We start from the raw sequence: 13,735 nt of genomic DNA, 5'->3' as shown, positions 1-13,735 counted from the left end.
AGGGTACCATTCGCGCCTTCCCACTTCCCGCCCGGACCACCCATGATCCGCAGCATGACCGCCTTTGCGACGGTTGAACGCGCCACCGACGCCGGCACGCTCAACGGCGAACTGCGCGCGGTCAACCACCGCTTCCTGGAGTTGGGCGTGCGTCTGCCCGAGGAGCTGCGCGGACTGGAACCGGCACTGCGCGAGCGGATCAGCGCGCGCGTATCGCGCGGCAAGCTCGATTTCACCCTGCGCCTGCGCGCGCCCGAGGGTAGTGGCCATCTGCAGGTCAATGCCGGGCTGGTGGATCAGCTGGCTGGCCTGGCGGCGGACCTGGGCGGGCGTTTCCCGGGGCTGCGCACCGATCTGGGCGAGCTGCTGCAGTTTCCCGGCGTATTGCAGAGCCGCCTGGGTGATCCGGCGGTCCTGCAGACCGAAGCCCTGGCCCTGGTCGACACGCTGGTGGAGCAATTCCTGTCCTCGCGTGAACGCGAAGGCCAGAAGCTGGCCGCCGCCATCCAGGAGCGGGTGGATGGCATCGCCGCGCGCGCAGCCGAGGTGCGCGAGTTGATTCCGCTGATTCGCGCCGGCCAGCGGCAGAAGCTGGAAGCACGCCTGGCCGACCTGAGCCAGCCCGGCGATCCCGGCCGGCTGGAACAGGAACTGGTGCTGTGGCTGCAGAAGCTGGACGTGGACGAGGAACTGGATCGCCTGGACAGCCACATCAAGGAAATCCGCCGCGTGTTCAAGCAGACCGAACCGGTCGGGCGCCGGCTGGATTTCCTGCTGCAGGAATTCAACCGCGAAGCCAACACCCTGGGCTCCAAGTCGGTGGATACCCGCACCACCAACCTGGCGGTGGAACTGAAAGTGCTGATCGACCAGATTCGCGAACAAGTGCAGAACATCGAATGAGCCGCCGGGGCACTCTCTATATCGTCGCCGCGCCGTCGGGCGCAGGCAAAAGCAGCATCGTCAATGCGGTGCTGGCGCGTGACGAGGAAATCGCCCTGTCGATTTCCTTCACCTCGCGCGCGCCGCGCCCGGGTGAGCGGCATGCACAGCACTACCACTTCATTGCCGCCGATGAATTCAAGGCCATGATCAAGGCCGGGGATTTCTTCGAGTACGCGCTGGTCCATGGCGACTGGAAGGGCACCGCCCGCCAGTCGGTGGAACCCCAGCTCAGCGCCGGCAAGGACGTGCTGCTGGAAATCGACTGGCAAGGCGCGCGCCAGGTGCGCGAGAAGGTGCCGGACGCGGTCAGCGTGTTCATCCTGCCGCCTTCGCGCGACGCCCTGGAGCAGCGCATGCACGCGCGCGGCCAGGACAGCGAAGAGGTGATCCAGCTGCGCTTGGCGGCGGCGCAGGAGGAAATGTCCCACTACGGCGAGTTCGACTACGTCATCGTCAACGACGTCTTCGAGACCGCCTGCGCGCAGATGCATGCCATCTTCACCGCCAGCCGCCTGCGCCGCGAGGCCCAGGAACAACGGCACGGCGACCTGATCCGGGCATTGCTGGCGGAATAGGCCGCAGGAGGGGCTTCAGCCCCGACCCCGCGAGCTGGCCGGTAGTCCAAGCCCTTGATTCACAAGGAAAGGCTTGCATCTCCAGGGTCCAGCGCCTACAATCCGCGACCCTTTCCGTTTACATCGCGCGGCCGTCTGGTCGCCGGGAGCCCGCATGGCCCGCATCACCGTCGAAGATTGCCTGGAAGTCGTCAACAACCGTTTTGACCTGGTCACGATGGCCGCCAAGCGCGCCCGCCAGCTCGCCAACGGTGTGGAACCGACCATCGACAACAGCGAGAGCGGCGACAAGCCGACCGTGCTGGCGCTGCGCGAGATTGCCGCCCGCAAGATCGACAACGATCTGATTGATCGCGTCGAGAAGGCAGAGCGTGAACGCGCCGAGCGTGAAGCGCTGGAATGGGCTGCCGCCGAAGTGGTCGCCGACGAAGACATGTCCAAGGGCGACGACTGATTCCCGATGCTTGCGCCCGCTGCCGGCGCATTCGCAAAAAGCCCGCGCAAGCGGGCTTTTTTGTTGCCCACTGCGGTGATGTGAGTTTGCCGTCCTGCGGCGTCTGCACTAGATTGGCGGCATGAACCCAGGCCGCTCCGCCAAGGCACTCCGCAATGCCGCCGCCACCCCCGGCGACGGCATTCCGGACTACCTCGTCCAATTCGAAAAATCCGCGCGCTACCTGCCCAAGGATCAGCTGCCGCTGCTGCGCCGCGCCTGGGAAGTGGGGGCCGCCGCGCACGCCGGCCAGACCCGCAAATCCGGCGAGGACTACATCACCCATCCAGTGGCCGTGGCCGGCGTACTGGCCGAACTGGGCATGGATGCCGAGACGCTGATCGCGGCGATCCTGCACGACACCATCGAAGACACGCCGCTGACGCGCGAGGGCATCGCCGCCGAGTTCGGCGAGTCGGTGGCCGAACTGGTCGATGGCGTCACCAAGCTGGACAAGCTCAAGTTCCGCGATCGCAAGGAGGCCGCGGCCGAAAGCTTCCGCAAGATGCTGCTGGCCATGTCACGCGACTTGCGCGTGATCATGATCAAGCTGGCCGATCGCCTGCACAACATGCGCACGCTGGGCGCGCAGAGCGCCGAAGCGCGCCAGCGCATCGCCCGCGAAACGCTGGAAATCTACGCCCCCATCGCCCAGCGCCTGGGCATGAACCTGGTCAAGTCCGAGTTGCAGGATCTCGGCTTCCGCGCGCTGCATCCGTGGCGCCACGCGGTGATCGACAAGCACATCCGCAGCCAGCCGGTGATGCGGCGCGAATCGATGGCGCAGATCGAGGCGCACCTGTCGCAGCGCCTGACCAAGGAAGGCCTGGAACATCGGCTGGTCAGCCGCATCAAAACCCCCTGGAGCATCTACAACAAGATGCAGGGCGAAGGCAAAAGCTTCGACCAGGTGATGGACGTGTTCGGCTTCCGCGTGGTCGTGGAGTCGGTACCGGCCTGCTACCACGCACTCGGCGCGGTGCATGCGCAGTACAAGCCGCTGGACGGACGCTTCCGCGACTTCATCGCCATTCCCAAGGCCAACGGCTACCAGTCGCTGCACACGGTGTTGTTCGGCCCGTACGGCTCGCCGATCGAGGTGCAGATCCGCACCACCGAAATGGATCTGATCGCCGAGCGCGGCATCGCCGCGCACTGGACCTACAAGTACGGCATCGACGCGCCCAACAGCGCGCAGAACCGCGCGCATGCGTGGATCTCGGAGCTGATCGACAACCAGCGCGCGGCCGGTTCCTCGCTGGAGTTCCTCGACAACGTCAAGGTCGATCTGTTCCCGGACGAGGTCTACCTGTTCACGCCCAAGGGCAAGATTCTTTCCTTGCCGCGCAACTCCACCGCGCTGGATTTCGCCTACGCGGTGCACACCGACGTCGGCAACCAGGCGGTGGCCTCGCGCGTGGACAAGCGGCTGGTGCCGCTGCGCACCAAGCTGGCCAGTGGCCAGAGCGTTGAGATCATCACCGCCAAGTCGGCCGCGCCCAAACCGCAGTGGCTGGAGTTTGTGGTCACCAGCAAGGCGCGCACGGCGATTCGCCACCAGCTCAAGCAGCTGGAACACGAAGACGCCGTGCAACTGGGCCACCGCATGCTCGATCGCGCGCTGGAGGAACTGGACAGCTCGCTGGAAAAACTGCCGCAGCAGCGCCTCGACGCCTTCATGGCCGAACACCGCTATCCGCGGCTGGAAGCTTTCCTGGCCGATGTGGCGCTGGGCAACTGGATGCCCGCGCAGGCGGCGCAGGCGCTCACCGCCTATGCGGAACTGCGCAGCGGCGGACACTCGCGCCATTCGCAGGAAAAGATCCTGATCAATGGCACCCAGCGCGGCGTGGTCAGTTTCGCCAACTGCTGCCAGCCGATTCCCGGCGACGAGATCATGGGCTACCACACGGCCGGCAAGGGCATCGTGGTGCACCGCATGGATTGCCCCAACGTGGTGGAGTTCCGCAAGTCGCCCGAACGCTGGGTGCCGATCGCCTGGGACGCCAGCGTCACCGGCGACTACGACGCCTCGCTGTTGATCGATGTGGAAAACCGCCCCGGCGTGCTCGCCCAGGTGGCGGCGGCGGTGGCCAAGAGCCAATCCAACATCGAGCGGGTGGAATACCTGGAACGCGACATCAACGTGGCGGTGCTGCGCTTCTCCATCCAGGTGCGCGACCGCAATCACCTGGCCGAGGTGATGCGTCGCCTGCGCCGCTTGAATGTCGTGCACGGTGTCCGCCGCCAGTAACCGGCGGCGTCACCCGCGTCATGAACCGTCGCGCGGCAGCGCGTACTCGCTCACCACCACGCCTTGCGGATAGTGCTGCAGGGAGCGCAGTTCCAGAGCCGTGGCGCGCAGGGCCGCTGGCGTGAACGAGCGCCCGGCGCCAATCAGCACCGGCACGCTGCGCAGGCGCAGCACATCCACTTCGCCCGCCGCCAGCAAGGCATCCGCCAGGGTCAGGCTGCCCCAGACGATGATGTCGCCGGCCACCTGGCCGCGCAGCACACGCAGCGAAGCCACACCGTCACCGCGCAGTACGCCGGCGCTGTCTCCTTTCGTGCCCCACGGCGCCTGCGCGAGCGTGTTGGAAACCACGTATTTGGGAATCGTGTTGAGGGGAACGGCCACCGGCTCCTTCGCCGGATCGGCCTCCGGCCAGTAGTCGGAAAACATGCCGTAGGTGACGCGGCCCAGCACGATCGCTTTCACGCCTTGCAGCAGGCGCAACTGCTCACTGTCGGCTTCGTTGATGGCTTGCGCGTTGACGAAAAAGTCGATGCCGCCATCGGCGTCCGCCGCATAGCCGTCCACGCTGATGATCTGCTCCACGATGACGCGACCCATGGCCTTGCTCCCGAGTGATGTACCGGTACGACGAACCAGCGGGCCGCGAATCGACATCTACTTGGAGTGACCGCGCAGGGATGGCGCCGCCGATGGCCTCCACCAGCGCTAGAATGCGGGCCTTTCTCGACAGGAGTGCGCCATGAGCCGCCAGATCATCCATACCGAGCAGGCGCCCGCCGCCATCGGCCCGTACTCGCAGGCCGTGCGCGCCGGCAACACCGTGTACTTCTCCGGCCAGATCCCGCTGGACCCGGCCACCGGCAACATCGTCGATGGCGACATCGATGCGCAGGCACGGCGCGCTTTCGACAATCTCAAGGCCGTCGCCGAAGCCGCGGGTGGTTCACTCGATCAGATCGTGCGCCTGGGCCTGTACCTGACCGACCTGGGCGAATTCGCCAAGGTCAATGCAGTGATGCAGGATTATTTCAAGGCGCCGTTCCCGGCGCGCTCGACCATTGAAGTGTCGGGCCTGCCCAAGGGTGCGGGCTTTGAAGTCGACGCGGTGATGGTACTCGACTGACCTCGCTCGCTTGAGCGTGGCCCCGTGCCCGGTGCCACGCCTCAGGTCATCCGGTCGCGCGCCTCGCTGGGCGTGTTGCCGGTCCAGCGCTTGAAGGCGCGACGGAACTCGCGCACATCGTTGAAGCCCAACTGTGCGCCGACATGGGCGATGGTCAGATCGCGGTCCTGCAGCAGCACCAAGGCGCGCTCCGTGCGCACGCGATCATGGATGTCGGTGAAGCGCTGGCCTTCGTCGGCCAGCTGGCGGCGCAGCGTGCGCTCACTCAAATGCAGTGACGTGGCGATCTCGGTCATCTGCGGGTTTTCGCGCAGGCGTGGACGCAGTTGTCGTTCCACTGCCGCAGTGGTTTCGCCCGACGCCGCGGCCGCCGCCAACTGCGCCTGGCACATCGCCAGCGCCTGCTGCGAGCCGACCGGGTTGTAGTTGGCAAAGGGCAGGGTGAGCCAGCGTCGATCCACCAGCATGCGGTTCTGCGCCTGGTTGAAGTACACGTCGCAGTCGAACATCTGCGCATAGCGATACGCATAGGTCGGCGGCGGATAGGTCAGGTCCACGCGCAGCGGATGGAATTCCGGACCGGCAAGTTCGCGCGCCAGCATCAGCACGCTGGAAAACAATTCCTCGCACAGGAACGGCAGGATCTCCGGCATCTCCAGCGGCGTCGTCGCGACCAGCGTCACTGCTTCGCTTTCGTGCTGCACCAGCTGCAGATCCATCAGCGGACCCAGGTTGCGCTGGTAGGTCAGGCCAATGCTGACCGCTTCGCCAAAGTTCGGCGCCATCCGCATGGCCAGGCCGAGCAGACCAAAGTTGCTGCCGTTCTGCGCACCGCCGATGGTCAGACCGACATCGTCCATCGGCAACGTGGGCAGGGCGCGGCGAATCACCTCGGTGGCCTGGCGATAGGACACGCGCGCCTGCGGATCCTGGATCTCGCGCGGCGTCAGCCGCAGACCTGTGAACCAGGTCTCGCAATTCACTCCGAATTCGCCCGCCAGCAACACCAGGCTGCACAGCATGTTGGTGGGCAGGTTGGCGATCGATAGCCGATTGCTCCCCAATAGTCCCAATTTACGTCGCATGCCAGCCCTCCAGCTTGACCGCTTTCCCCCCCCTAGTATGCCGCTACGGCCCTCCTTTGTGAGAGGCCACACGACAAGACTTTCACTTACAGATTTCAGATGCGCCGGCGTATGGCTGGCGTCGGTCGCCAAACACTCGTGGGGAGAACGAATTGAAGCAGCGGACGGTACTGATGGCGGGCCTGGCATTGGCCCTGGTGGGGTGCAAGCCCGCGACCGACGAGACGACCCCGGCCAATCCGGCCAACCAGGACTTCGCGCAGAAGCTGCATGAGCGCCTGCTCGACGCCAAGCCCGGCGATGTCATCGAGATTCCCGCCGGCAAGTACCAGTTCGATCGCAGCCTGACCCTGCGCGCCAGCGGGGTGACCATCAAGGGCGCCGGCATGGAGCAGACCGTGCTCAGCTTCAAGGGCCAGAAGGCCGGTGCCGAAGGCCTGCTGGTGAACGGCGACAACTTCACCATCGAAGACCTGACCATCGAGGATTCCAAGGGCGATGGCCTGAAGATCAGCGAGTCGGAAAACATCACCATCCGCAAGGTCAAGGTGCAGTGGACCGGCGGGTCGAGCACGAAGAACGGCGCCTACGGCCTGTACCCGGTGCTGACCAAGAACGTGCTGATTGAAGATTCCATCTCCATTGGCGCATCCGACGCCGGCATCTACGTGGGCCAGTCCGACGGCGTGATCGTGCGTCGCAGCCGCGCCGAACAGAACGTGGCCGGCATCGAGATCGAAAACACCATCAACGCCGACGTCTACGACAACGTCGCCACCGGCAACACCGGCGGCATCCTGGTGTTCAACATGCCGGGTCTGTCGCAGCAGGGCGGCAGGATCCGCGTGTTCAACAACAAGGTGCTGGCCAACAACCACGAGAACTTCGGCGCCAAGGGCACGCCGGTGGCCAGCGTGCCGGCCGGTTCGGGCGTGGTGATCAACTCCAACGACGACATCGAAGTCTTCAACAACGAAATCCGCGACAACGCCACCGCCAACATCATCGTCTCCAGCGTGTACTCCACCGGCTACAAGGATTCGAGCAAGTCCGAGACCTTCGATCCCTATCCGGAGCGCATCTACATCCACGACAACACCTTGTCCGGCGGCGGTGACTCGCCGGATGGCCTGGACCTGAAGGCGCTCAAGACCACGCAGTATGGTTTGACCGGCAGCTTCCCCGACGTACTGTGGGATGGCTACTACAACAAGGATCGGCAGGTGGATGGCAAGCCGCGCGGTCCGGAAATCTGCCTGCAGGGCGTGAGCGGCGTACTCAATGCCGACGGCCCCGGCGGCTACAAGAATCCGAGCCAGGACAGCAAGCCCTACGCATGCACGCTGCCGGCCTTGCCGGCGGTGGATTTGAAGCGGGGTTGAGTTCGATGCGGAAAGTCAGAACCGTGGCGATGCTGATCGTCGCCGCGTTGCTCGCAGGGTGCGGTGGCCCCGCACCCGTGAAGTTCATCGCCGATGGCCAGCCGGCCAAGCTCAGCGACTGGCACGTGCTGCGCATTGAAGACGGCAAGCTGCGCTTGAACGAAGGCGTATCGCCCTACGATCTCAACACGCCCTTGTTCAGCGACTACGCGCACAAGCTGCGCACGATCTGGATGCCCAAGGGCGCATCGGCCAAGTATTCGGCCGATGCTGCCTTCGACTTCCCGGTCGGCACCATCATCAGCAAGACCTTCTACTACCCGCTGCCGGCAGGGCAGGGCTGGGATGGCAAGTCGGTCGCACGCACCTCGCCCGCCGCCAGCGTGATGGAGCAGGAATCGCTGGACCTGTCCAAGGTGCGGCTGATCGAAACGCGCCTGCTGGTCCGTCGCGAGAACGGCTGGGTCGCGATGCCGTATGTCTGGAACGCCGATCAGAGCGAAGCCGAACTCAAGCGCACCGGTGATTTGATCAGCCTGGAGCTGGTGGACGCCGATGGCCAGCGCGAGCAAGCGTCGTACCAGGTGCCGGATCAGAACCAGTGCGCCGGTTGCCACATGACCGACAACCGCTCGCGCCAGCTGTCGCCGATCGGTCCCAAGGCGCGCCACCTCAATCGCGATCTCGACTATGTCGGCGGACGCGAGAACCAGATCGCGCACCTGAGCCGCATCGGCTACCTGCAGGGCGCTCCCGCGCCGGCGCAGGCGCCGCGCGCGGCCGACTGGCAGGACGAAGCACACGCCAGCCTGGACGCCCGCGCGCGTGCCTACCTGGACGTGAACTGCGGTCATTGCCATAGCCCCAAGGGGCCGGCGATCACCTCGGGCCTGTGGCTGGATGCGCACACGCAGGATCGCCTCAAGTTGGGCTTCTGCAAGCAACCGATCGCCGCCGGCAAGGGCACCGGCAACCGCCGCCACGATATCGAGCCTGGCAAGCCGGATGAATCCATCCTCAGCTTCCGCATGGACAGCGCCGATCCGGCGGTGATGATGCCGGAGCTGGGACGTTCGGTGATCCATCGCGAAGGCGTGGCCCTGATCAATGCCTGGATACGCGAACAACAAGGCAGCTGTGACGGCGAGGCGCCAGGCGGCGCCATTGCCGCCGCACGCTGACACATTCAATAAGAACGCTTCGGGGAGGGAGTATGAAATTGAATCAACGGAATCTGGTGATCGGCCTGCGTCGGGCCTTGTTGGCAAGCATGGTGCTGGGCGCCAGCGGTGCGGCCTTGGCGCAGACGGCTCCGGCCGCCGCGCCGGACGAGGCCACCACGCTGGACACCATCAAGGTGACCGCGCAGAGCCGCGAGCAGGAACTGAAGGACGTGCCGATCGCGATCAGCGTGATCAATGCCGACCTGATCGACGACGTGGCCGCCACCGACATCGGCGACCTGGACATGTTCGTGCCCGGCCTGGACGTGGGCAGCGACAGCCCGACCCAGCCGCGCTATGCGATCCGCGGCATCTCCACCGGCGACTTCGGCATCGGCACCGACCCGGCGGTCGGCGTCTACATCGACGGCGTCTACTCGGCGCGTACCGGCGGCGCCATGCTCGCCTTCAACGACATCGAACGCATCGAAGTGCTGAAGGGCCCGCAAGGCACCCTGTTCGGTCGCAACAGCGCCGCCGGCGCCGTCTCGATCATCACCAACAAGCCCAGCAACGTCGCCGAAGGCAACGCGCGCGTGCGCATCGGCGAAGACGGCCGTCGCTACATGAGCGGTCTGTTCAACGTGCCGGTGGGCGAGCGCAACGCATTCCGCTTCAGCGCGCTGTCCAACCACAGCGATGGCTGGATGAGCGATGCGGCCAGTGGCCAGAAGCTCAACCCGCAGGACACCTGGGCGCTGAAGGCGGCCTGGCGTTCGGAGCTGGGCGAGTCCACTACGCTCAACCTGTCCTGGGATTACGAAGACATCGATCAGTTGGCGCGTCCGGCGGTGGGCCTGGTCGCACTGGATCCGTACCCGGCCACCGCGCCGTACCCGGCGGACGGCAACACCTACCTCAATCCGCTCAAGGCGCCGGTCTACAACGACGTCCGCCAGAACGAGGAATCGCGCACCTTCAACGGCCTGACCCTGCAGATCGATCACGCGTTCCCCTGGGGCAGCCTGCAGTCGACCACGGCGTTCCGCGATTTCGATACCGAGAACCGCGAGGACGAAGACGGCACCAACCGCATCAACCTGTATTTCGACACCGCCAACATCGAGAGCAACCGCAGCTATTACCAGGAGTTCAAGTTCTCCGGGGTCAGCGGCAGCCTGGATTGGGTGGCCGGCGCGTCGTGGTTCAAGGAGGACGCGGATCAGACCAGCGAGACCAACCTGTTCACCGACAGCATCGGCACGGCCATGGGCAACCTGCCGGCCTACGGCGGCGTCAACGCCTTCGCCATGCTCGACCAGATCCTGGAAGGCGCCGGCCTGCCGCTGCGCATGCAGGGCCACCAGTGGAAGGAGAGCATGGTCAACCACGGCAAGGCCGAGGCCTATGCGGCGTTTGGCGACGTGATCTGGCATGCCAGTGATCGCCTCAACGTGACCTTTGGTCTGCGCGTCACCCATGACCGCAAGGAATTCTCCTGGTTCAACGGTCCGCGCGATGCGCAGACTCTGGACGCCACCATCGCCATGCTCGACGCCGCCGGCTTCTGGCAGATGATCGGGCTGGACCCGGCGATGTTCATGCAGGACTTCGTGTTCGCCTTCGGTGAACTGGAAGGCGTCAAGACCAAGCGCAAGGACAGCTGGACCGATGTCAGCCCGCGCTTCGTGATCGACTACGCGCTCAATGACAACACCATGGTGTTCGGCTCGCTGGCCAAGGGCTACAAGGCCGGCGGCTTCAACAGCGTGCAGCCGCTGTCGGAGTTCGACAACGAAGACGTCTGGAACGCCGAGTTCGGCATCAAGACCGTATTCCCGGAACAGAAGCTCTCGCTTAACGCCTCCACCTACTACTACCTGTACCAGGATCGCCAGGCCATCAGCCTGGACTTGAACACCGCCGGCAGCGGCGTGCCGCGCTACATCACCGACACCAGCGACATGGAAGCCTGGGGCGTGGACGTGGACCTGCAGTGGCGACCCATCCAGGGCCTGGATCTGACCCTGGGCGCGGCGTTCATCGACGCCACCTACAAGAACGGTGACAGCAACGGCCGCGATCTGAGCGGGGATCCCACCGGTGAACCCTATCTGTCGGCCACCGCCGGCGTGGGCTACACCTGGCTGATCAACGACGGCGGCGACGTGCGGTTCTCGTTGCAGCATGCTTACCGCGGCGAGTCGCGCTGCAATTCCGATTCCGGCGTGCAGGGCGACTGCAACCGCTACCCGGCCTTCAGCGTGGGCGAGGCGCAGCACCGCACCGACGTGCGCGTGCAGTGGACTGCGCAGAGCGGCCATTGGGGCATGGGCCTGTACGGCAACAACGTGTTCGACGAGCGTTACGTGGTGGGCATCAACAACATCTCCGCGTCCGTGCTGGGCACACCTTTCGCCACCATCTCCGCCCCGCGCGAAATTGGTGTCGAACTCAACGCGAAGTTCTGAGCATGCTGATCGCCCCCGGGGTTCCCGGGGGCGATTTTTCGCGAGGTCCGCTCCCGCACCCCCGAACACTGGTGTTTTCACCTGTCGACCCGTCATGCTTTGCGCATGTCGCATCCGAGTACCCGGGCCGAAGAGGCGGCCCGCCAGCCGATAACCTCGCTGAAAGGCGTCGGCGAGCGCGTGGCCGAAAAGCTGGCGGCGCGCGGGCTGCTCAGCCTGCAGGACCTGTGGCTGCACCTGCCACTGCGTTACGAGGATCGCACCGCGCTGACCCCGATCCGCCTGCTGCAGCCCGGGGTGCCCGCGCAGGTTGAAGGGCGGGTGGAAGCGGTCGAGCGCGGGTTTCGCTATCGCCCCATGTTGCGGGTGGCGGTGGGCGACGACTCCCATGCCACCGTGGTGCTGCGCTTCTTCCATTTCCGTGCGGCGCAGGTGGCGCAGTTCGCGCCGGGCACGCGCGTACGTTGCTACGGCACGCCCAAGCCGGGCCAGCGCGGCCTGGAAATCGTCCATCCCAGCTATCGCGTGCTGGACGAGGACGACGACGCGGCGCTGGGTGATGCGCTGGATCCGATTTATCCCGCTGTCGACGGTGTCGGCCCGGCCAGCCTGCGCAAGCTGATCAGCCAGGCGCTGGACCGCCTGCCCGACGATGACAGCCTGGAGCTGCTGCCGCCCGAACTGCTGCGCGAACTGGCCTTGCCTTCCCTGCGCGAAGCCCTGCTGACCATGCATCGCCCGCCGCGCGATGCCGACCTGGCCGCCTTGAGCCAGGGCCAGCACCCGGCCCAGCGCAGGCTGGCGCTGGAAGAATTGCTGGCCCATCACCTGAGTCTGCGCCGCCAGCGCATCGCCTTGCAGAAGCATCGCGCGCCTGCGCTCGCCGGCCCGGGCAAACTGGCCAAACAGTTGCTGGCGAGCCTGCCGTTCCGCCTGACCGGCGCGCAGCAGCGTGTGTTCGAGCAGGTTCGCGCCGACCTGCGCCAGCCTTCGCCCATGCTGCGGCTGGTGCAGGGCGACGTCGGCAGCGGCAAGACCGTGGTCGCCGCCCTGGCCGCCATGCTGGCGGTGGAGAAGGGCAAGCAGGCCGCGCTGGCCGCGCCGACCGAACTGCTGGCCGAGCAGCATCTGGTCAATCTGCGCCATTGGCTGGAACCGCTGGGCATCCGCGTGGCCTGGCTGGCCGGCAAGGTCACCGGCAAGGCGCGCGCGGCGGTGCTGGAGGAGGTGGCGTCCGGCCAGGCGCAGGTGGTGGTGGGCACGCATGCCTTGATGCAGGAGGCGGTGACATTCCGCGATCTGGCGCTGGCCATCGTCGATGAGCAGCACCGCTTTGGCGTCCATCAGCGCCTGGCGTTGCGCGACAAGGGCGCGCAGGGCCAGGCCGTGCCGCATCAGCTGGTGATGACCGCCACCCCGATTCCGCGCACGCTGGCCATGGCTGCCTATGCCGACCTGGACGTGTCGGCCATCGATGAGTTGCCACCCGGCCGCACACCGGTGCAGACCGTGGCCTTCAGCGCCGAACGTCGCCCGGAACTGATCGAGCGCATCCGCGCCGCCTGCGCCGAGGGCCGGCAGGCCTACTGGGTCTGCACGCTGATCGATGACAGCGACGAAGTCATCGCGCAGGCCGCGCAGACCACCTACGAACAACTGTCGGCGGCGCTGCCGGAACTGCGCATCGCCCTCGTGCACGGACGCATGAAGGCGGCGGAGAAGCAGGCCGCGATGCGCGCCTTCAAGCAGGGCGAAACCCAATTGCTGGTCGCCACCACGGTGATCGAAGTCGGCGTGGACGTACCCAACGCCTCGCTGATGATCATCGAAAACGCCGAGCGCCTGGGCCTGGCGCAGCTGCATCAGTTGCGCGGACGGGTGGGGCGCGGTGCGACGGCATCCAGTTGCGTGCTGATGTACCAAGCGCCGTTGTCGTTGATGGCCAAGCAGCGCTTGGCGACGATGCGCGAGACCAACGACGGTTTCGTCATCGCCGAAAAGGATCTGGAACTGCGCGGGCCGGGCGAACTGCTGGGCACGCGACAGACCGGCCTGGCGACCTTCCGCGTGGCCGATCTCGCCCGCGATGCGCATCTGCTGCCACACGTGCGCGATCTCGCAGATCGCCTGCTCGCCGACGCGCCGGCGCTGGCCGATCGCATCATCCAGCGTTGGGTGGGCGGCGCTGCGCGTTACGCTTCTGCTTAGTTGGTGACTTCCGTTGGCAGGTCACTGCTGCCA

At 65.8% G+C, this 13,735-nt stretch carries 11 protein-coding genes; 9 read left to right on the top strand and 2 right to left on the bottom strand.

Annotated features, from left to right (window positions below):
* Positions 1 to 42 precede the first annotated feature (42 nt).
* The 4 genes from B5X78_RS05500 to B5X78_RS05485 all read left to right on the top strand — a co-directional run bounded on the left by B5X78_RS05500 (position 43) and on the right by B5X78_RS05485 (position 4,267).
* Positions 43 to 903: a YicC/YloC family endoribonuclease gene (locus tag B5X78_RS05500; protein WP_079723435.1), complete on the top strand. Its 861-nt coding sequence runs from the start codon at positions 43 to 45 to the stop codon at positions 901 to 903.
* Positions 900 to 1,520, top strand: a complete 621-nt coding sequence (gene gmk / locus B5X78_RS05495) for a guanylate kinase (RefSeq protein ID WP_079723434.1) — start codon at positions 900 to 902, stop codon at positions 1,518 to 1,520. Before B5X78_RS05500 ends, gmk begins: the two co-directional genes overlap by 4 nt.
* Positions 1,521 to 1,674: 154 nt before the next feature.
* The gene (gene rpoZ / locus B5X78_RS05490) at positions 1,675 to 1,974 is read left to right on the top strand and encodes a DNA-directed RNA polymerase subunit omega (RefSeq protein ID WP_079723433.1); all 300 of its coding nucleotides are present in this window, start codon (positions 1,675 to 1,677) and stop codon (positions 1,972 to 1,974) included.
* A 121-nt stretch (positions 1,975 to 2,095) separates the two neighbouring features.
* Positions 2,096 to 4,267 (top strand): RelA/SpoT family protein, encoded by a 2,172-nt coding sequence (locus tag B5X78_RS05485; RefSeq protein WP_079723432.1) that lies wholly within the window; start codon positions 2,096 to 2,098, stop codon positions 4,265 to 4,267.
* 18 nt (positions 4,268 to 4,285) lie between these two features.
* Here the strand turns inward: B5X78_RS05485 and B5X78_RS05480 are convergent, their stop codons facing one another.
* Positions 4,286 to 4,867 (bottom strand): dihydrofolate reductase family protein, encoded by a 582-nt coding sequence (locus tag B5X78_RS05480; protein ID WP_176140778.1) that lies wholly within the window; start codon positions 4,865 to 4,867, stop codon positions 4,286 to 4,288.
* A gap of 142 nt (positions 4,868 to 5,009) precedes the next feature.
* On the opposite strand from B5X78_RS05480, the gene B5X78_RS05475 reads away from it, so the two are divergent.
* The gene (locus B5X78_RS05475) at positions 5,010 to 5,393 is read left to right on the top strand and encodes a RidA family protein (protein WP_079723430.1); all 384 of its coding nucleotides are present in this window, start codon (positions 5,010 to 5,012) and stop codon (positions 5,391 to 5,393) included.
* Between the two features lie 41 nt (positions 5,394 to 5,434).
* Here B5X78_RS05475 and B5X78_RS05470 read toward each other — a convergent pair whose 3' ends face one another.
* Entirely contained in the window at positions 5,435 to 6,478 is a 1,044-nt protein-coding gene (locus B5X78_RS05470) for an AraC family transcriptional regulator (RefSeq protein ID WP_217698639.1), read from the bottom strand.
* Positions 6,479 to 6,630: 152 nt separating this feature from the next.
* Here B5X78_RS05470 and B5X78_RS05465 point away from each other — a divergent pair, with 152 nt between their 5' ends.
* From B5X78_RS05465 to recG, 4 genes are all read left to right on the top strand, one after another.
* Positions 6,631 to 7,860 carry a parallel beta-helix domain-containing protein gene (locus B5X78_RS05465; RefSeq protein WP_229730820.1) on the top strand — a complete coding sequence of 410 codons (1,230 nt, stop codon included), beginning with the start codon at positions 6,631 to 6,633 and terminating at the stop codon, positions 7,858 to 7,860.
* A gap of 5 nt (positions 7,861 to 7,865) precedes the next feature.
* Positions 7,866 to 9,041: an SO2930 family diheme c-type cytochrome gene (locus B5X78_RS05460; RefSeq protein ID WP_079723428.1), complete on the top strand. Its 1,176-nt coding sequence runs from the start codon at positions 7,866 to 7,868 to the stop codon at positions 9,039 to 9,041.
* 32 nt (positions 9,042 to 9,073) lie between these two features.
* A complete protein-coding gene (locus tag B5X78_RS05455; RefSeq protein WP_079723427.1) occupies positions 9,074 to 11,494 on the top strand; it encodes a TonB-dependent receptor in 2,421 nt (806 codons plus the stop codon).
* Positions 11,495 to 11,599: 105 nt separating this feature from the next.
* Positions 11,600 to 13,702, top strand: coding sequence for an ATP-dependent DNA helicase RecG (gene recG, locus B5X78_RS05450; protein WP_079723426.1), 2,103 nt, complete (start codon positions 11,600 to 11,602; stop codon positions 13,700 to 13,702).
* Positions 13,703 to 13,735: the final 33 nt, after the last annotated feature.

Origin of the sequence: Pseudoxanthomonas indica (genome assembly GCF_900167565.1) — a bacterium.
GTDB lineage: Bacteria > Pseudomonadota > Gammaproteobacteria > Xanthomonadales > Xanthomonadaceae > Pseudoxanthomonas_A > Pseudoxanthomonas_A indica.
The sequence above is the reverse complement of the archived record's forward strand: the minus strand, read 5'-3'. Positions and strand labels throughout refer to the sequence as shown.